This window comes from Nocardia sp. PE-7 (genome assembly GCF_030486425.1).
Lineage (GTDB): Bacteria > Actinomycetota > Actinomycetes > Mycobacteriales > Mycobacteriaceae > Nocardia > Nocardia salmonicida_A.
Genome location: NZ_CP129614.1, coordinates 7,127,251 through 7,145,580, shown reverse-complemented (window position 1 = coordinate 7,145,580; position 18,330 = coordinate 7,127,251). Strand labels below are relative to the sequence as shown.

The 18,330-nt window shown below is 66.5% G+C and carries 15 protein-coding genes and 1 tRNA gene; 5 read left to right on the top strand and 11 right to left on the bottom strand.

Features of this window, described 5'->3' with window-relative positions; translation table 11 throughout:
- Position 1: 1 nt before the first annotated feature.
- The 4 genes from QX204_RS33385 to QX204_RS33370 all read right to left on the bottom strand — a co-directional run bounded on the left by QX204_RS33385 (position 2) and on the right by QX204_RS33370 (position 4,800).
- Positions 2–1,906, bottom strand: coding sequence for an ABC transporter ATP-binding protein (locus tag QX204_RS33385; RefSeq protein WP_301904437.1), 1,905 nt, complete (start codon positions 1,904–1,906; stop codon positions 2–4).
- Complete coding sequence (locus QX204_RS33380; RefSeq protein WP_301904436.1) at positions 1,903–3,636, bottom strand: ABC transporter ATP-binding protein; 1,734 nt, start codon at positions 3,634–3,636, stop codon at positions 1,903–1,905. The genes QX204_RS33385 and QX204_RS33380 overlap by 4 nt, the downstream gene beginning before the upstream one ends.
- An 83-nt stretch (positions 3,637–3,719) precedes the next feature.
- Entirely contained in the window at positions 3,720–4,196 is a 477-nt protein-coding gene (locus QX204_RS33375; RefSeq protein WP_301904434.1) for an RrF2 family transcriptional regulator, read from the bottom strand.
- Positions 4,197–4,206: 10 nt separating this feature from the next.
- Positions 4,207–4,800: a TetR/AcrR family transcriptional regulator gene (locus tag QX204_RS33370; protein WP_301904433.1), complete on the bottom strand. Its 594-nt coding sequence runs from the start codon at positions 4,798–4,800 to the stop codon at positions 4,207–4,209.
- Between the two features lie 203 nt (positions 4,801–5,003).
- Between QX204_RS33370 and QX204_RS33365 the strand changes: the two genes are divergently transcribed.
- Together QX204_RS33365 and QX204_RS33360 are read left to right on the top strand one after the other, a co-directional pair.
- Entirely contained in the window at positions 5,004–7,298 is a 2,295-nt protein-coding gene (locus QX204_RS33365) for an MMPL family transporter (RefSeq protein ID WP_301904432.1), read from the top strand.
- A gap of 177 nt (positions 7,299–7,475) precedes the next feature.
- Complete coding sequence (locus tag QX204_RS33360; RefSeq protein ID WP_301904431.1) at positions 7,476–9,761, top strand: MMPL family transporter; 2,286 nt, start codon at positions 7,476–7,478, stop codon at positions 9,759–9,761.
- Between the two features lie 46 nt (positions 9,762–9,807).
- Here QX204_RS33360 and QX204_RS33355 read toward each other — a convergent pair whose 3' ends face one another.
- Entirely contained in the window at positions 9,808–10,056 is a 249-nt protein-coding gene (locus QX204_RS33355; protein WP_301904430.1) for a hypothetical protein, read from the bottom strand.
- A 322-nt stretch (positions 10,057–10,378) separates the two neighbouring features.
- On the opposite strand from QX204_RS33355, the gene QX204_RS33350 reads away from it, so the two are divergent.
- A complete protein-coding gene (locus QX204_RS33350; RefSeq protein WP_301904429.1) occupies positions 10,379–11,347 on the top strand; it encodes a GlxA family transcriptional regulator in 969 nt (322 codons plus the stop codon).
- An 85-nt stretch (positions 11,348–11,432) separates the two neighbouring features.
- Positions 11,433–11,621, top strand: a complete 189-nt coding sequence (locus tag QX204_RS33345; protein ID WP_301904427.1) for a hypothetical protein — start codon at positions 11,433–11,435, stop codon at positions 11,619–11,621.
- Between the two features lie 25 nt (positions 11,622–11,646).
- Here the strand turns inward: QX204_RS33345 and QX204_RS33340 are convergent.
- From QX204_RS33340 to QX204_RS33330, 3 genes are all read right to left on the bottom strand, one after another.
- Positions 11,647–11,737: transfer RNA gene (locus tag QX204_RS33340), tRNA-Ser, on the bottom strand.
- 46 nt (positions 11,738–11,783) lie between these two features.
- The gene (locus QX204_RS33335) at positions 11,784–12,218 is read right to left on the bottom strand and encodes a nucleoside deaminase (protein ID WP_301908200.1); all 435 of its coding nucleotides are present in this window, start codon (positions 12,216–12,218) and stop codon (positions 11,784–11,786) included.
- Between the two features lie 11 nt (positions 12,219–12,229).
- Complete coding sequence (locus QX204_RS33330; RefSeq protein ID WP_062989500.1) at positions 12,230–12,769, bottom strand: tRNA adenosine deaminase-associated protein; 540 nt, start codon at positions 12,767–12,769, stop codon at positions 12,230–12,232.
- A 58-nt stretch (positions 12,770–12,827) separates the two neighbouring features.
- Between QX204_RS33330 and QX204_RS33325 the strand changes: the two genes are divergently transcribed.
- Complete coding sequence (locus QX204_RS33325) at positions 12,828–13,775, top strand: prephenate dehydrogenase (protein WP_301904426.1); 948 nt, start codon at positions 12,828–12,830, stop codon at positions 13,773–13,775.
- A gap of 19 nt (positions 13,776–13,794) precedes the next feature.
- Here the strand turns inward: QX204_RS33325 and QX204_RS33320 are convergent, their stop codons facing one another.
- The 3 genes from QX204_RS33320 to QX204_RS33310 are packed head-to-tail and all read right to left on the bottom strand — an operon-like array spanning position 13,795 to position 18,066.
- Complete coding sequence (locus QX204_RS33320; RefSeq protein ID WP_131816641.1) at positions 13,795–14,412, bottom strand: putative glycolipid-binding domain-containing protein; 618 nt, start codon at positions 14,410–14,412, stop codon at positions 13,795–13,797.
- A gap of 49 nt (positions 14,413–14,461) precedes the next feature.
- Positions 14,462–16,321, bottom strand: a complete 1,860-nt coding sequence (locus tag QX204_RS33315; protein WP_301904425.1) for an ABC transporter ATP-binding protein — start codon at positions 16,319–16,321, stop codon at positions 14,462–14,464.
- Complete coding sequence (locus QX204_RS33310; RefSeq protein ID WP_301904424.1) at positions 16,318–18,066, bottom strand: ABC transporter ATP-binding protein; 1,749 nt, start codon at positions 18,064–18,066, stop codon at positions 16,318–16,320. Before QX204_RS33310 ends, QX204_RS33315 begins: the two co-directional genes overlap by 4 nt.
- Positions 18,067–18,330 lie beyond the last annotated feature (264 nt).

Below are 18,330 nucleotides of genomic sequence, written 5' to 3'. Positions count from 1 at the left end.
ATTACTGAGCCGCCGCGAACTGGGCGTTGTACAGGTTGTAGTACGGTCCGCGCTCGGCTAGCAGCCGGTCGTGGGTGCCGTGTTCGACGATGCGGCCCTTGTCCATCACGACGATCAGATCCGCGTCTCGAATCGTCGACAGACGATGCGCGATCACGAAACTGGTGCGATCGCGGCGCAGGGCCGCGGTGGCGTGCTGGACCAGCGACTCGGTGCGGGTATCGACCGAGCTGGTCGCCTCGTCCAGGATGAGGATCGACGGCTTGGCCAGGAACGCGCGGGCGATCGTGATCAACTGCTTCTCGCCCGCGCTCACCCCGCCGCCCTCTTCGTCGATGACCGTGTCGTACCCGTTGGGCAGCGAGTGCACGAACCGGTCCACGTAGGCGGCGCGGGCCGCGGCCTGGATATCGGCTTCGGAAGCCGTCGGGTTTCCGTAGGCGATGTTCTCGCGGATGGTGCCCTTGAACAGCCAGGTGTCCTGCAACACCATGCCGATGCGCGAGCGCAGGTGGTCGCGGGTGATGGTGGTGATATCGACGTCGTCGATCGCGATGGTGCCCGCGTCGAGTTCGTAGAAGCGCATCAGCAGGTTCACCAGGGTGGTCTTGCCCGCGCCGGTGGGCCCGACGATGGCGACCACGTGACCGGGATCGGCGACCAGCGAAAGCCGTTCGATGACAGGCGTTTCCGGGCTGTAGCCGAAGGACACCGCCTCGAACTCCACCCGCCCACGATCGACCGGGCGCGAATTCTCCACCAGCGGATCGGGACTCTGCTCCTCGGCGTCGAGGATCTCGAAGATCCGCTCCGCCGAGGCGACGCCGGACTGCAACAGGTTCGCCATCGCGCCGATTTGCGTGAGCGGCTGACTGAACTGGCGCGAGTACTGGATGAACGCCTGCACGTCGCCGAGCGACAGGTTGCCGGTGGCCACCCGCAGCCCGCCGATCAGCGCGATGAACACGAAGTTCACGTTCCCGAGGAACATGATGGCGGGCATGATCAGGCCGGAGATGAACTGCGCTTTGAAGCTCGCGTCGTAGAGCTTCTGATTGCGGTGGTCGAATTCCTCGCCGACCTCGCGACCGCGACCGAACGCGGTGATGATCTCGTGGCCGGTGTAGGCCTCTTCCACCGAGGAGTTCACCTCGCCGGTGAACTTCCACTGGTTGACGAAGTGCGGCTTGGATCGCTTGGCGATCTGCGCGGTGACCACGATCGCGGCGGGCACGGTGAGCAGCGCGATCAGCGCCAGCAGCGGCGAGATCCAGAACATCATGATCAGGATGCCGATCACGGAGAACAGCGAGACGAGCAGCTGACTCATCGTCTGCTGCAAGCTCTGCGAGACATTGTCGACGTCGTTGGTGACGCGGCTGAGCACGTCACCGCGTGGTGCGGTGTCGAAGTAGCGCAGCGGCAGCCGGTGCAGCTTCTGCTCCACGTCGTCGCGCAACCGCTTCACGGTCCGGTTGATGGCGATATTGAGCAGGTAGCCCTGCAGCCACCCGAATACCGCGGCGGCCACGTACAGCGCGAGCACGAGCATCAGCACGCGCCCGACAGCGTCGAAATCTATGCCGGTACCGGGGATCACGTTCATCGCCGAGAGCATGTCGGCGCGGGTGGTCTGGCCCTGCTCGCGCAGCAGCTCGATGGTCTGGTCCTTGGTGAGCCCGGGTTCGAGCTGCTTGCCGACGAAGCCGTCGAACACCAGGTTCGTCGCCTTGCCGAGCAGATAAGGGCCGAGCGTATTGAGCACCACGGAGGTGATCACCAACGCGACGATCAGGCCGACGGTGAACTTCTCGGGAGCCAGCCTGCTCAGCAGCCGCTTCAGCGACGGTTTGAACGACTTGGCCTTGGTTCCCGGCGCTCCGGGAACGGGTGCGCCTGGCCTCATCGGGCTTCCTCCACGCTCAGCTGGGACTCGACGATCTCGCGGTACTCCGAGCAGCGCTGCATCAATTGCTCATGGGTACCGATGCCCGCCATCGCACCGTCTTCGAGCACGACGATCTGGTCGGCATCGCGAATCGTCTGAATCCGCTGGGCCACGATGATCACCGACGCGTCGGCGGTCTCGGGCTTCAGCGCGGCGCGCAGCCGGGCGTCGGTGGCGACATCGAGCGCGGAGAAGGAATCGTCGAACAGGTAGATGCGCGGCCGACGCACCAGCGCGCGGGCGATACACAACCGCTGGCGCTGACCGCCCGATACCGTGGTGCCGCCCTGGGCCACCGGAGTGTCGAGACCCTGTGGCATCTCACTCACGAAATCGGCCGCCTGGGCGACCTCGAGCGCGTGCCAGAGTTCTTCGTCGGTGGCGTCGGGCTTGCCGTAGCGCAGGTTGGTCGCGATGGTGCCGGAGAACAAGTAGGCCTTCTGCGGCACCAATCCGATCCCACTCCGCAGGAGTTCGAGGTCGAGGTGGCGCACGTCGGCGCCGCCGACGTGGACCGCGCCGTCGGTGACGTCGATCAGGCGCGGGATCAGGTTGATCAGTGTGGTCTTGCCCGCGCCGGTCGAACCGACGACGGCTGTGGTGGTACCGGGCGTGACCTGGAATCGGATACCGCGCAGCACCGGCTTCTCCGCGCCGGGGTAGGCGAATTCCGCGAACTGCATGTCGACCGTAGCCGGGTCGCTGTTGAACACCTGCGGCAGTCGCGGCGGGCGAACCGAGGAGTCGGTCTCGAGCACCGCGCCGATGCGATCGGCGGAGACCGCCGCACGCGGGGCCATCATCGCCAGGAACGAGGCCATCATGACGGCCATCAGGATCTGCATGACGTAGGACAGCATCGCGGTGAGCGAGCCGATCTGCATCGTGCCGTTGTCCACATGGTGACCGCCGAACCAGATCACCCCGACGGCGGTCAGATTACTGATCAACATCACGGTCGGGAACATCAACGCCATCAGCTTGCCGACGCGCAGCGAAGCATCGGTGAGCGCGGTATTGGCCATTCCGAAGCGCCAGACCTCCTGCCGCTCACGCACGAACGCGCGCACCACCCTGATGCCGGTGATCTGCTCGCGCAACACCCGGTTGACGCTGTCGATCCGGGCCTGCATCTCCCGGAACCCCGGCACCATCTTGGTCACGATCGTGCCCATGGACAGAGCGAGCAGGGGCACCGCGATCAACAGCAGCCACGACAGCGCGAGATCCTCACGCAACGCCATGATGACGCCGCCGACGCACATGATCGGCGCCATCACCAGGATCGTCACCGACATCACGATGAGCAGTTGGACCTGCTGGATATCGTTGGTCGAGCGGGTGATCAGCGACGGCGCGCCGAACATCCCGACCTCCCTGGCCGAGAACGTCTCCACCCGGTGCAGCACGCCACCGCGCATATCCCGACCGGCACCCATCGCCGCCCGCGCGCCGAAATACACCGACGCCGACGAGGCCACGATCTGCACGCAGCTCACCGCGAGCATCCACAAACCGGTGGTCCAGATGTAACCGATATCGCCCTTGGTCACCCCGTTGTCGATGAGGTCGGCATTGAGACTGGGCAGGTAGAGCATCGCGATAACCGAGATCAGCTGGAGTACGACGACACCCACCAACTGGGCGCGGTACGGGGCCAGATAGGTCCGCAGCAGGGGGATCAACATGATGGACGAAGGCTACAGCGCGGCGAAGACCCACGCCCCCGACTTTTACCAGCCCTGTGGATAACTCTCAGCCTGTGGATAACTCAGGCGCCTGCCGGTGTGCGCGGTTCGCGACGCGCCCACGCGCCGGGGTCGGCGACCAGCTCACCGATGAAATCGGGCAGTCGATCGGCGGCGATATCGGCGATGGCGACATTCTCCAGCACGGCCCGGATATTGACCCGCAGCGCGATCCACACCTGCTGCAACGGTTCCGCCGCACCGGGATATCGGACGTCTTCGGGCCGCTGCCCGCGTACCGACGCCAGCGGCGACTCCACCGCGCGGATCACATCGGCCACCGAGATCTCCGTCGCCGGCCTGCCGAGGCGATACCCGCCGTCGGGACCTCGCCTGCTCAGCACGAGCTCGGCGCGACGCAGTTCGGCCAGCACCGTCTCCAGCACCTTCGGTGGGATCTGCGCGGCGGCGGCGATGGCCTCGGACTTGACGACTCCATCGGCCGCAGCGAGCTCGAGCAGCGTTCGCACCGCGTAATCGACCCTGGCGGTGATATGCACGATGTCGAACTTACGCGGTCCCGCACGCGGTCAGTACGCAGGTTGCCGCGTCGAGGAGAGTCCTCTCGACCATCTCGTCGGTGGCGCCCGGCGCCAGCTCCGAGGACAGCAGCGCCACCCCGAGCACCTCGATGGCGGCGGCGGCACGCAGCATCGAGTCCTGGGACGGGTCGGGCCCGGCCAGCCACAGCCGCAGCTCACGGGTGGGTTCCATCAGGTCGGGGTAGCGGTCGGCGATGGCGTTGACGATGGCCGCGGTGTCGCGCACGCAGAGCGCGCCCGCGGCGCGGTGGCGGATCATGCCGCGCAGATAGGTGCGCAGGACCGCGCGGATACCCTCGTCGTCATAGGGCACGGCGTCGATGTCGTCGACGATGTCGCGCATGTGATCGATGATCGGATCGATGATCGCGAGGAGCAGATCGAGCTTCGAAGCGTAGTGGTAATAGAGCGATGCCTTCGTGATTCCCACCACATCCGCGACCTCGCGCAGGCTCGTCTGCTCGAAACCCTTGGCTGCGAACAGTGCGACCGCGGCATCACGGATCGCCTGTTTAGTGCCCCCACCTGCGGTGACGGGTTCGGCGATGTCTCGGGCGGGCATGGCGGCAATCCTCCCATGATTCGATGTGACGCATCCGAAGCCCTCGATATCGAGGTTGCTCCTCCACTTATCTCCTAGGTAGTCTACCTACCGCACGGTAGGCAGAAAACGATGTTGTGGAGGCGGGTCCCGCAGGGGTGGCCCGCGAGTGCTGTCTACGAGCCATGCCACACCCACCCGTTCTTCGCGCTAGGAGCACCCGCGTGTCCGTATACCTGTATAGATGGGGAAAGTTCGCTTTCCGCCGTAAATGGATCGTCTTGCCGGCCTGGCTACTGCTGTTCGTGCTGCTCGGCGGCCTCGGCGCCACGCTGAGCAAGCCGATGTCCAACGACTTCAGCATGCCCGAGCTCCCGTCGGCGCGCGCCAACGAGATCCTCGACAAGCACTTCGAAGGCATGTCGGAGCAGTTCTCGATGGATGCCGTCACCGGCACCTACGTGATCGGCGCGCCGGAGGGGCAGAAGCTCACCGACCCGGCCAACCGGGCCGCGATCGAAGCGTTCATCGCCAAGCTCAACGACCTGTCGATCGTCGATCACGAGAAGAAGCTGACCAGCCCGGTCGCGGCCACCGAGGAGATGGGCTGCCTCGCCGCCCCTGACCCGTCGAAGTGCTCGTCCGCCCCGCTCAACGTGCTGAGCGAGACCGCACCCGACACCGTCGGCGTGCTCAGCGTCCCGTTCACCATCAAGGCGGTCACCGATGTGACCGACACAGAGCGCGATGCCGCCTTCGATGTCGGCACCGAAGCCCGCAACGCCGGGCTCACCGTCGAGCTCAGCGGCTCGATCGCGATGAAGCAGGAACAGCCGAGCGGCAAGTCCGAACTGATCGGCATGGGTGTCGCGCTGATCGTGATGGTGGTGGCCTTCGGCGCCATCGTCGCCGCGGTCGTGCCCATCATCACCGCCATCGTCGGCCTCGGCGCGGCGACCTCGCTGATCATGCTCGGTACCTCGGTGATGGAGGTGCCCGGCTTCACCACCTTCCTGGCCTCGATGATCGGTATCGCGCTGTCGATCGACTACGCGCTGTTCATCGTCTCCCGCTACAAGCACGAACTGGCCGTGCGTGATTCGGCCGAAGAAGCCGCGGGCACCGCGCTCGGTACCGCCGGTTCGGCCGTGGTGTTCGCCGGTCTCACCGTCATCATCGCGCTCGGCGCGCTCGGCATCGTCGGCGTGGAGTTCCTGACCTTCATGGGTCTGGGTGGCGCCATCGCCGCCGCGTTCGCGGTGCTCACCGCCGTCACCCTGATGCCCGCGCTGATGGGCGCCTTCGGCAAGTCGCTGTTCAAGCCGAAGCTGCCGATCGTGGCACAGCACGATCCCGACGACGAGACCTCGGTCACCAACGGTCAGCGTTTCGCCAAGGTGATCGCCAAGGCGCCGTGGGTCGCGCTGATCCTGTCGGTGCTCGTGCTCGGTGCGCTCGCCGCGCCTGCCGCCGGTTTGAACCTGGGCCTGCCCGGTGACGACAGCATGCCGAAGACCTCCACCATCCGTAAGGCCTACGACCTGCGGACCGAAGGCTTCGGCGAAGGCAGCAACGGCGTCCTCATGGTCGCCGCCGACTTGAGTGCCACGCCCGAGCCCGAGCGTAAGGCCGCGGTCGGTGCGCTGCGTGCCAAGCTCGAGTCCTACGAGGGCATGGATTACGTCACCGAGCCGGTGTGGAGCAAGGACAACCAGGGCGCCATGCTCAACGGTGTCCCGAAGTCCGGTCCGAACAACCAGGACACCAAGGATCTGGTCGCCGAAGCACGTGGCGCGGAAGCGGATCTGAACGCGCAGTACGGCATGAAATACGGCATCACCGGCACCACCGCCATCTACGCCGATGTCGACCATGTGCTGCTCAGCAAGATCCTGCCGTACCTGGCGATCGTGGCCGGTGCCGCGTTCATCCTGCTGATCCTGGTGTTCCGTTCGATTCTGGTCCCGCTCACCGCGGCGCTCGGCTTCCTGTTGTCGATGGGCGCCACCTTCGGTGCGACCGTGCTGATCTTCCAGCAGGGCAAGTTCGGCCTGATCGAGGATCCGCAGCCGCTGGTCAGCTTCCTGCCGATCATGTTGATCGGCTTGGTATTCGGCTTGGCGATGGATTACCAGGTGTTCCTGGTGACCCGCATGCGCGAGGAATTCGTGCACGGCAAGTCGCCCAAGGACGCGATGGTCTCCGGCTACCACCACGGCGCTCGCGTGGTGACTTCGGCCGCGATCATCATGATCTCGGTGTTCGGCTCCTTCATCCTGGAAACCGACGTCACCGCCAAGTCGTTCGGTTTCGCGCTGGCCGCCGGTGTCGCGATCGACGCGTTCATCGTCCGCATGATCGTCGTCCCCGCACTGCTGGTGATCATGGGCAAGTGGGCCTGGTGGATGCCGAAGTGGCTCGACCGGATCGTGCCCGATATCGACGTCGAAGGCGCGAAGCTCGAGCAGCTGCGCAACGAGACCGTCGAAACGGTGAAACACCCGGTTTCGGTCGGCTGATCCGTCACTGACCCGAACGGCCCCGCAATCCGCTACCGGATTGCGGGGCCGTTCGTTTTCGGCATCCGCGCTGCACCGGTGCTTGATATCGCCGTTGCTGGGCACCAGACTCAGGGCTAGTTCGACCCGGCTATACCTCCGATCCGCGCTCCGCACCGATCCACGAGGAGAAGAACCGTGTCTGTCTATCTCTACCGGTGGGGCAAGCTGGCCTTCCGCCGCAAATGGATTGTGCTGCCCGTCTGGTTGCTGCTCTTCATGGTGTTCGCGGGGCTGGGATCCTCGTTGCAGAAGCCGATGACCGATGACTTCAGCATGCCGAACCTGCCCTCGGAACGGGCCACCGAAATCCTCGACAAGCACTTCCCCGGTATGTCGGAGGCGTTCGCGTTCGACGCGGTGACCGGCACCTATGTCGTGGGCGCGCCCGCGGGCCAGAAGCTCACCGACCCGGCCAACCGCGCCGCGATCGATGACCTGATCGGCAAGCTCGACCAGCTCGACATCGTCGACCATGCCGAACCGATCGTGAATCCGATCACCGCCACCGAGGAAATGGGCTGTCTCACCGGGCAACCCGATCCGTCGACATGCAGTGGCGCACCCCTGAATGTGCTGAACGAGACCGAACCCGAGACCGTCGCGTACTTCAGCGTCCCGTTCGCGATCACCGACTTCGCCGACATCACCGCCGAGGAACGCGAGGCCGCCTACAACGCGGGCGACACCGCCCGCGCGGCCGGGCTGACAGTCGAGATCAGCGGCACCATCGCGATGGAACAGGAGATGCCGAGCGGCAAGTCCGAGATGATCGGTATGGCTGTGGCATTGGTGGTGATGATCGTGGCGTTCGGCGCGATCGTCGCCGCGTTCGTGCCGATCATCACCGCGATCGTCGGACTCGGCGCGGCGACTTCGCTGATCTTCCTGTCGACGTCGGTGGTGTCGGTGCCGAGCTTCACCACCTTCCTCGCCTCGATGATCGGCATCGCGCTCTCGATCGACTACGCGCTGTTCATCGTCTCGCGCTACAAACATGAACTGGCGGTGCAGGATTCCGCCGAGGAAGCGGCGGGCTCAGCCCTGGGGACGGCGGGTTCGGCGGTGGTGTTCGCCGGGCTCACCGTCATCATCGCGCTGGTCGGGCTGAGCATCGTCGGGGTCAGATTCCTGACGTTCATGGGTCTCGGTGGCGCCATCGCAGCGGCGTTCGCCGTGCTCACCGCCATCACGCTGATGCCTGCCCTGCTCGGCGCGTTCGGCAAGGCCCTGTTCAAGCCGAAGCTGCCGGTGATCGCCCAGCACGATCCCGAGGACGACAGTGTCGTCACCAACGGCACCCGCGTGGCCAGGGTGATCGCCAAATTCCCCGCGGTCACGATGATCCTGGCCATCGTGGTGCTCGGCCTGCTCGCGGCACCGGCGCTGAACCTGAACCTCGGCCTGCCCGGCGAGGACAGCCTGCCCAAGTCGACCACCGTCCGTAAGGCCTACGACCTGCGCACCGAAGGCTTCGGCGAGGGCAGCAACGGTGTGCTCCAGGTGGCCGTCGACCTCAGCGAAACCCCCGCCGACCAGCGTCCGGCGGCGCTGAACGCCTTGCGCGTCAAGCTGCAGTCCTACCCCGACATGGATCTGGTCACCGAGCCGCAGATGAGCAAGGACGGGGCGGGTGCGCTGATCAACGGCATTCCCAAGACCGGACCCAACGCTCAGTCGACGAAGGATCTGGTGCAGTCGGCGCGCGCCGCCGAATCCGATCTGAACGAGCAATACAACATGTCGTACGGCATCACCGGAACCACCGCCATCTACGCCGATATCGACCATGTACTGCTGAGCAAGATCGTTCCGTACATGGCGATCGTGGCAGGCGCGGCGTTCATCCTGCTGATCCTGGTGTTCCGCTCGATCCTGGTCCCACTCACCGCCGCGCTCGGTTTCCTGTTGTCGATGGCGGCCACCTTCGGCGCGACCGTGCTGATCTTCCAGGAGGGCGAACTCGGGCTGATCAAGGATCCACATCCGCTGGTCAGCTTCCTACCGATCATGTTGATCGGCTTGGTATTCGGCTTGGCGATGGACTACCAGGTGTTCCTGGTGACCCGCATGCGCGAGGAATTCGTGCACGGCGCCGATCCCACCGATGCCGTGATCAAGGGCTATCACCACGGTGCGCGCGTGGTGACCTCGGCGGCGATCATCATGATCTCGGTGTTCGGTTCGTTCCTGCTGGAATCCGACGTCACCGCCAAGTCGATGGGCTTCGCGCTGGCGGCGGGCGTGGCCTTGGACGCGTTCGTCGTCCGGATGGTGCTCATTCCCGCTTTGCTCGTGCTGCTGGGTAAGTGGGCGTGGTGGATGCCGAAGTGGCTGGATCGGATCGTGCCCGATATCGACGTCGAAGGTTCGCGGCTGCGCGAGATCCAGGCCGATCAGCGCGAGGTCGCGCCGGTACCGTAGGACCGCGCGTCGATGGCCGGGGAACTCTGGTTCCCCGGCCATTTCGCTATTGACTCGGCTGCGGCACTTGGCATTCGGTGACGCGCGGATTGAGCCCGATGTAGTTCGTCGGACCCGCCGCGGCCGTGACCGCGATGGTCGCCCAGTCCGAACATTGCTTGGGCAGGTGGGCGAAGTGGTGCCGCTGACCAGCGGCGAGCAGCCCGACGGCAACCCAGCCGAGCACGATGAGAACCAGAAGCTTTCCCCCGAGCCCCATCCCGGACTTCGCGGGTGGCGGCTGTCGCCCGCGCATAAACATCGTTCCTTCCAGGATTCGGTGTAACCCAGTCTATTACGCGAGGTATACACCGCAGGTCGGACGCAGGTGAATACCCGACGACAGATCGTGCCCGCTCTCGCATCGCGACCGTTATCGGGGGCCGCACTCGCTCCCGCACTGTGGCTTCCGGCTGCCGCGGCGAGCCTCGACAGGCGGACGAATGCCGTGCCTGATCGCGTTCGCGGCATGGATTCCGATGGCGAAGTCCTTCAGTTGCTTCAACATATCTCCATGGTCTGACCTCCGCGTCAGCGGGAGAAGTGGCGTAGATGACGACTATCGCTAAGATTTAGACATGAGCTCAGTTTCGGTGCTGGCCTACGACGGGATGACGGCGTTCGAAACCGGCATCGTCATCGAGGTCTTCGGTCTGACCTGGCCAGATATCGAGCAGCCCTGGTACGAGCTGAAGATCTGCACCGAAACCCCCGACCCCGTCCGCGTGATCGGCGGCGCGACCATGACCACCCCGCATGGTCTGGCCGAGTTCGCCGCCGCGGAGACGGTCGTCGTCCCGAGCGTCGCCGACCCCCGCGCACGAACCTCGCCGGAACTGATCGACGCGCTCCGCCGAGCACACAGCAACGGCTCCCGGATCGTGTCGATCTGCTCGGGCGCTTTCGCCCTCGCCGCCGCGGGCCTGCTCGACGGCCGCCGCGCCACCACCCACTGGCGATACGCCGACCTCCTGCGCGAGCGCTACCCCGCGGTCGACGTCGACCCCGAACCGCTCTACACCGACGAGGGCGACATCCTCACCAGCGCGGGCTGCGCCGCCGGTCTAGACCTGGCACTGCACCTGGTGCGCACCGATTTGGGCGCCTCCGTCGCCAACGCGGTCGCCCGTCGACTCGTCATCCAGCCGCACCGCACGGGCGGCCAGGCCCAGTACATCGAATCCCCCATGCCCCCCGCACCCCTCGACGCGCCCATCGCCCGCAGTCTCTCCTGGGCACTCGAACACCTCGCCGACCCGATTGGCGTGCCCGACCTGGCCAGGGTGGCAGGCCTGTCCCCGCGCACCTACCTGCGCCATTTCGTCCGGGAAACCGGTGCCACCCCGAGCAAATGGCTGATCGCCCAGCGGATTCAGGCAGCCCTGGCCATGCTCGAGACCGGCGACGCACCGATCGAGGAGATCGCGACCGCAGCCGGTTTCGCCACCCCGGTCACCTTCCGGCACCACTTCACCCGAGCCGTCCGAACCTCGCCCTCGTCGTACCGCCGCACTTTCCAGACAAGAAAAAGCCCCCCACCTGTGTGAACAACGTGAGAGGCTCGAACACGTCGCCACAACTCACGCCCGATTCCTCCAGCAGCACAACGGAATCCATCGAGAGGCACCGCCAGTGAGAATCTTCGCCCTGCTGGCCGGCCTCGCCGTCCTCGGCGCCCTCCTGCTCGCCGACAACCGGAGCCCGATACGCGCCGTGCTGTACGCGGTAGCCTGGCTCGCCGTCGCTGTCATCCTGATCAAGTTCGCCCGAGTCGATCAGGATCATGGTCGCACCGCGACACAACATAGAAAAAGCCTCTGACCTGGAGATAGCAGGTCAGAGGCTTTGGCGGTGGCGGAGGGATTTGAACCCTCGGAGGGGGGTTACCCCTCACACGCTTTCGAGGCGTGCTCCTTAGGCCGCTCGGACACGCCACCGCCGACTACGGTACCGGAGCGGGTGGGGGATTGTTAAATCGGCTGGTCAGCGTTGGTTTTTGAAGAAGGTGTCGAGGAGGGCGACGCAGTCCGTTTCCAGGATTCCGCCGCGGACTTCGGGGCGGTGGTTGAGGCGGCGGTCGCGGACCACGTCCCAGAGCGAGCCGACGGCACCGGTCTTGGGTTCCCACGCACCGAAGACGACCTTGCCGACCCGGGCCAGCACGAGCGCGCCCGCGCACATGGTGCACGGTTCGAGGGTGACGGCCAGAGTCGCGCCCTCGAGCCGCCACCCGTCGCCGTGGACGGTCGCTGCCGCGCGCAGGGCGAGCACTTCGGCGTGGGCGGTGGGGTCGCCGAGGGCTTCCCTGGCGTTGGTGGCGCGAGCGAGTTCGCGGCCCTGCGCGTCGAAGACGACGGCGCCGACCGGCACATCGCGCGGGTCGGCGTCGGCTGCGGCCGCCAAGGCGGCGCGCATCATCTCCTCGTCGGTCACCTCGGCATTTTGTCCAGGACCGCGGCGAACTCGTCGGCGAACCCGAGGCGCTGGGCGATCATGCCGAGTTGCTCGTCGGGATAGAGGTCGGTTTCGGCGATGATCACGCTGAGGACCGGTTCGGGCAGGCCGAGGTCGGCCAGGACCCCGAGGTCGCCCTCTTCCCACGGTTCGACGTCGTCGAGGTCGTCGGGGTCGATATCGGGGATCTCGACATTGAGCGCGTCGAGGACGTCGGCGGCGATGTCGTAGTCGATCGCCGCGGTCGCGTCGGAAACGAGCAGGAGGGTGCCGCTCGGCGCGGGACGCAACACGATGAAGAATTCGTCGTCGACGTCGATCAGGCCGAACACCGCACCTGAGCTGCGCAAAGCCTTCAGTTCGGTTTCCGCGGCCGACAGATCGTGCAGGGCGTCGGAGCTGAGCGGGCTGACCCGCCACGTGCCTTCTTCGCGGACCACGGCCACTGCGAACCCCTCGACGTCGAAGTCGTCATCCGACGTCGCCCTGTTCGTGCCCGAGCGCTGTGCTGCCATGGACCAAACGGTAGTCTGTCCCACCCCTAATGATGAACTCGTGTGCCAATCTGTTCCGATGAGCATCGACGAGCGTGGGGCTGTTTGCGTCCTCGGGACCGGCCTGATCGGCGGTTCGCTGCTGCGCGCCGCCGTCGCATCGGGGTACCGGGCGTTCGGCTACAACCGTTCCGAATCCGGGGTTTCCGCGGCGTGTCAGGACGGCTTCGACGTCTCCGGCGACCTGTCCGCGGTGCTGATTCGGGCAGCCGAGGTGGACGCGCTGCTGGTCATCGCGGTACCGATGCCCGCCGTCGCATCTCTGCTGGCCGACATCGCCACACTCGCGCCCGGTTGCCCGCTGACCGATGTGGTGAGCGTGAAGGGACCGGTGCTGGACGCGGTCCGCAAGCGTGGACTCGAGGCCATGTATGTGGGTGGTCATCCGATGACCGGAACGGCCCAATCAGGCTGGGCTGCAACAGATTCAGATCTCTTCCAGGGTGCGGTGTGGGCCGTCGGGGTGGACGAGGGCACGCGCGTAGAACCATGGTCGCGGGTGGTACGGCTCGCCTTGGATTGTGGGTCGGTGGTGGTTCCGGTGCTCGCCGAGGAACACGATCAGGCCGTCGCGCGGATCTCGCATCTGCCGCATGTACTGGCTGAAGCGCTGGCCGCCGCGGGTGCCGGGGGCGGGAAGCTGGCGCTCGGACTGGCGGCGGGTTCGTTCCGCGACGGGACCCGCGTCGCGGCCACCGCCCCCGACCTCGTGCGCGCCATCTGCGAACCGAACGCGGCCGCGCTGGGTCGGGTGCTCGACGAGGCCATCGAGACACTCGTCACCGCACGCGATTCCCTGCGTGCGGACGGCGGCCTCGGCGAACTCGTCGAGACGGGTTTCCACGGCCGCACCGCCTACGACGACCGCACGACATGGGACATCACCGGCATCACTCCCGGCACCGGCGACTGGCTCGGCGAACTGCATCGGGCGGGGCGCGACGGTGGAGTGCTGCGCGCACTCTGAGTCGCTGCCTTCGCCCGGATCAGGCGCGTTCGGCCAGTCCCGGGTAGTCCAGGACGAAACCTTCCGGGTCGACCGTCAGGGTGGCGCTCGACACCGGGGACAGGACGTTGATGCCGTCGGCCGCGCTCGAGTAGGTGAGCTCGGCCTCCTGCACCAGCAGGTCGGGTAGTCGCACGTAGACGACCGGGACCTGGACGTCGCCGACGGCGTGCTGCAGGCTGAACCGCCGGATCGGCAGGGTGTTGAAGAACGGACTCAGCACCACGTCGACGTCGAGTGCGCCGCCGAAGGTGGAGCGCACGTGGGTGCCGCCCGCGTCGACGAGCCAGTAGTTCTCCTCGTCGCGCGAGATCGAGGCGTGGCGTTCACCGGCCGCGGTGGTGGTGCGCAGCGACAACCGCCGCGTGGCGCCCGCCTCATCGGTGACGAGGTCGTAGGACGCGCTGAACGCCGGGTGCTCGTCGCCGGCACTACCTATCAGTCGGCCCGCCGCCCTGATCCGATTGCCGTTCACCGTCACGCGCACCGATTCCATGCGGGAGTTGTCGTGGGCACGCCAGGTGAGCACCGTAGGCCACCGGGAAGCCGGTTTGATCTCGGTGGGGCCGTCCGCCGGGCCCGGGGCTGGGGTCGTCACCTCTCTACGGTAAGCGACACCAGCCCCGCCGCCACACAACACGGGCGCATCACACCAGCGAATCCCGCCAGGCGGCGTGCAATCCGGCGAAGCGTCCCTGGCCCGCGATCAGCTCGGCCGGTGGGCCGTCCTCCACGATCCGGCCACCGTCGAGCACCAGCACCCGATCGGCAATGGCCACGGTGGACAGTCGGTGCGCGATGATCACGGCCGTACGGTCGCGCAGCAGCGTCTCCAGCGCGTGCTGAACCAGCCGCTCACCGGGGATGTCCAGGCTGGACGTGGCCTCGTCGAGCACGATCACCGCCGGATCGGCCAGGAACACCCGCGCGAACGCCACCAGCTGACGCTGCCCGGCCGAAAGCCTGCCGCCGCGCGTGCGCACGTCGGTGGCATACCCGTCGGGCAGTCCCGCGACGAACACGTCCAGCCCCACCGCACGCGCGGCCGCGGCGACCTCTGCGTCGGTCGCGTCGGGCCTGCCGAGCCGGATGTTGTCGGCGATGGTGCCGGAGAACAGGTAGGCCTCCTGCGTGATCATCACGACGTGCCTGCGCAGCTCGGCATCGGCCAGGTGGCGCAGATCCACTTCGTCGAGGGTGATGACGCCACCGCTCGGGTCGTAGAACCGGGTGAGCAGTTTCGCCAGCGTCGACTTGCCCGCGCCCGTGGCGCCGACCAGCGCCACCACCTGTCCGGCTGGAATCTCCAGGTCGAATTCCGGCAGCACCGAGGTGGCGTTGTAACCGAAGCTCACCTTGTCCATCCGTACCGCGCCGGTCGAGCGATCGAGCGTGACCGGGTGTTCCGGTTCGGCGACGGCCGGTTCCTCCTCGAGCACGCCGGAGATCTTCTCCAGCGCCGCGGCAGCGGACTGGTAGGAGTTGAACACCTGCGCGAGCTCGTCGAGCGGGCCGTAGAACTGGTCGAGGTAGAGCAGGTACGCGGCGAGCACACCGATCGCGAGGTTGCCCTCCATCACCTGCCAGGCGCCGACCAGCAGCACGATCACCGTGGTGAGCTTGCCGATGAAATTCGACAGCCCGACGTAGTCGCCCATTCCGCGAACCGCGCTGGTGGTCGCCTTCTGGTACACCGAGTCCTCGGCGCCCAGGACCTCCTCGTTGCGGTGTTCGCGACGGAATGCCTGCACCGCGCGCATACCGCTCATCGATTCGACGAACTGCACGACAACGCGTGAGATCGCGCCGCGCGTGCGCCGATAGCCCGCCCGTTGACGCCGCTGCGCCCACCGGGTGACCAGCACCAGCGGCACGAACCCGATCAACACGATCGAGGCGAGCATCGGATCGAGCCAGATCAGCAGCGCCGCGATGGTCACCACCGAGATCACCGCGCTCAGCGCCTGATTCAGCGCGCCTTCGAGCAGTTCTTGCAGCGCTTCGATATCGCTGGTGAGCCTGGTGACGACCTTGCCCGAGGTGTACTTCTCGTGGAATGACACGCTCAACCGCTGCGTGTGCTGGAACGCGCGAACCCGCAGGTCGAACAGCACCCGCTGACTCAGCCACCCGGAGGCCCGCAGGAAGGCGAACGTGGTGAGCCCCGACAGCAACGTCACCCCGACGAAGCCGGCGACGGTCGCGAGCATCGGCGTCCAATTGCCCTGGCGGCCTTGGCTGATGCCGTGGTCCAGGCCATAGGCAATGAACAGCGGCAGCGACACCTTGGCCGCGTTGTCGAGCAGGATCAGGACGAAGGTCCCGATCGCCTGCTTGCGGTAGGGGCGCACCAGATCGAAGAGCAGTCGCCGGGATCGACCGGCCAGCACCAGGTTTCCGGTTCCGGTGACGGTGTCGTCCTCCTTGGCGATACCACGCCAGTCGGCGGCCAGATCGGATTCCTTCTCCGGCGCTGCCTCTTCCGGTGTCACGGTCTCGGTGCTCATGCCTCACCTCCCATCAGTTCGCGGTAGTGGCTGCTCGTGCGCAGCAGTTTCTCGTGGCTGCCCTCGGCGACGATGCGACCGTCGGCGAGCAAGGCGACACGGTCGGCCAGTGCGGCGGTGGACGGCCGGTGCGCGACGAGCAGGGTGGTCGCTCCGGAGAGCACCGAGCGCAGCCGATCCTGTACGCGCTCTTCGGTTTCCACGTCGAGGGCCGAGAGCGGATCGTCGAGGACCATGATCCGGCCGCTCGCCGCGGTGTCACCGGTGAGCACGGCCCTGGCCAGGGCCAGACGCTGACGCTGTCCGCCGGACAGACTCATGCCCTGCTCGCCGATGCGGGTGTCGAGTCCCCACGGCAACGCGTCGACGAACTCGCCTGCCTGTGCGATATCGAGCGCCTGACGCACATCGGCGTCGGTGGCGCGCGGGTCGCCCAGTGCGACGTTCTCGCGCACGCTGGCCGAGAACAGCACCGGTTCCTCGAAGGCCACCGTCACCACCCGGCGCAGCTCGGCCAGCCGCAGGGTGGCGATATCGACGCCGTCGATGGTGATGCTGCCGCCATCGACGTCGTAGAGCCGGGGAATCAGCTCGAGCAGCGCGGTTTTACCGCTGCCCGTCGCGCCGACGAGCGCGACCGTCTCCCCCGGCCTGATCCGCAGCGAGATCTCTTCCAGCACGGTGTGTTCCGGTCCGTCTCCAGATCGCGGGTAGGCGAAGCGGACACGGTCGATCACCAGTTCCCCGCGCGGCGGGGTGGGTAGTTCCGCCGGGTTCGGTGGGTCGGCGATGTCGAGCGGGGTGTCGATGATCTCCCAGTAGCGATCGGCCGCGGTGCGCGCCTCGAACAGCTCCGACAACAGGAACCCGAGCCAGATGATCGGCCACTGCAGGAACGTGGCCAGGGTGATGCTCGCGACGAGCGTGCCCATCGTCATCGACCCGTGCACCACCGAGTAGCCACCCACCCCGAGCGACAGCGCGATGGACACGGTCGGCAGGGTCACCAACGCGGCCCACAGTGTCGCGTCGAGACGCACCTTCTCCATCTCGGTGCGCCGCAGTTCCCGGGACAGGGCGGTGAAACGCGTACCGAAGAACCGGCCGCGACCCAGCGCCTTGAGTACCCGCACGCCCTGCGCGGATTCCTGGGCGATGGTGGCCAGGTCGCCGGACTGGTCCTGCGAACGCCGCGAGGCCACCTCGAACCGGCGGACGAATCGCGCGCAGAACAGCGTCAGCGGCAGGGACGTGACCGTGAAGATCAGTCCCACTTGCCAATTCATCGCGAACAGCACGATCAGCCCGGTGGGCATGATCACCCCGTTGACGATGAGGAACGGGCCAGCGAACGCGACGAACCGCCGCATCACCGACAGATCGTCGATGGCGCGCGAGAGCAGCTGGCCCGACTGCCAGCCGTCGTGGCGTCCGATCGAGAGCGCCTGCAGCTGGGTGAAGAGCTTGGCGCGCATGGTGATCTCGAACATCGTCGAAGGCTTGGATACCAGCCATCGCCTGCCCCACATACCGAATGATTCGAGCGAGCCGAGCAGGAAGATCAGCGCGACCGGTGCCAGCAGGCCGACGAAATCCCGCTCCGCGATCGGCCCGTCGACCACCCGCGCGATCACCAGCGGAATCGCGATCGCGGTGCTCGCGGTAACGATCGCCAACGCGTTCGCCAGCAGCAGCGGCACCCGATAGGGGCGGAGAAAGGGCAGAAATCGCCTCAGCGACCGCATCCCCCCACTCGACCGCGGCGCAGGCCGCTCCGATCTGTCGGCCTCCGATTCGGCAGCCGCCAGCTCTGATGTGACAGACAAAACTCCCCCTTGATGCCCGGTCGGCTGGTTGGGTTCTCCGGTACGGACGCCAGGTGATGTTCGCACCGGGGTCCGACAAGTTCGGCTCCTCAAGAGTCCCAGAGCACCCCCACCTCCGGCCATTGATTTTTCTCCCGCGAGGCCCCTTCGTCCACCTGTGCGAACCGACGCCTCCGGCTCCCT

What these genes read in the sequence shown, in the direction of transcription:
- QX204_RS33385 (WP_301904437.1), bottom strand. Translation starts at nt 1,906, where the DNA reads ATGAGGCCAGGCGCACCCGTTCCCGGAGCGCCGGGAACCAAGGCCAAG.
- QX204_RS33380 (WP_301904436.1), bottom strand. Translation starts at nt 3,636, where the DNA reads ATGTTGATCCCCCTGCTGCGGACCTATCTGGCCCCGTACCGCGCCCAG.
- QX204_RS33370 (WP_301904433.1), bottom strand. Translation starts at nt 4,800, where the DNA reads ATGCCCGCCCGAGACATCGCCGAACCCGTCACCGCAGGTGGGGGCACT.
- QX204_RS33355 (WP_301904430.1), bottom strand. Translation starts at nt 10,056, where the DNA reads ATGCGCGGGCGACAGCCGCCACCCGCGAAGTCCGGGATGGGGCTCGGG.
- QX204_RS33350 (WP_301904429.1), top strand. Translation starts at nt 10,379, where the DNA reads ATGAGCTCAGTTTCGGTGCTGGCCTACGACGGGATGACGGCGTTCGAA.
- QX204_RS33335 (WP_301908200.1), bottom strand. Translation starts at nt 12,218, where the DNA reads ATGATGCGCGCCGCCTTGGCGGCCGCAGCCGACGCCGACCCGCGCGAT.
- QX204_RS33330 (WP_062989500.1), bottom strand. Translation starts at nt 12,769, where the DNA reads ATGGCAGCACAGCGCTCGGGCACGAACAGGGCGACGTCGGATGACGAC.
- QX204_RS33325 (WP_301904426.1), top strand. Translation starts at nt 12,828, where the DNA reads ATGAGCATCGACGAGCGTGGGGCTGTTTGCGTCCTCGGGACCGGCCTG.
- QX204_RS33315 (WP_301904425.1), bottom strand. Translation starts at nt 16,321, where the DNA reads ATGAGCACCGAGACCGTGACACCGGAAGAGGCAGCGCCGGAGAAGGAA.
- QX204_RS33310 (WP_301904424.1), bottom strand. Translation starts at nt 18,066, where the DNA reads ATGCGGTCGCTGAGGCGATTTCTGCCCTTTCTCCGCCCCTATCGGGTG.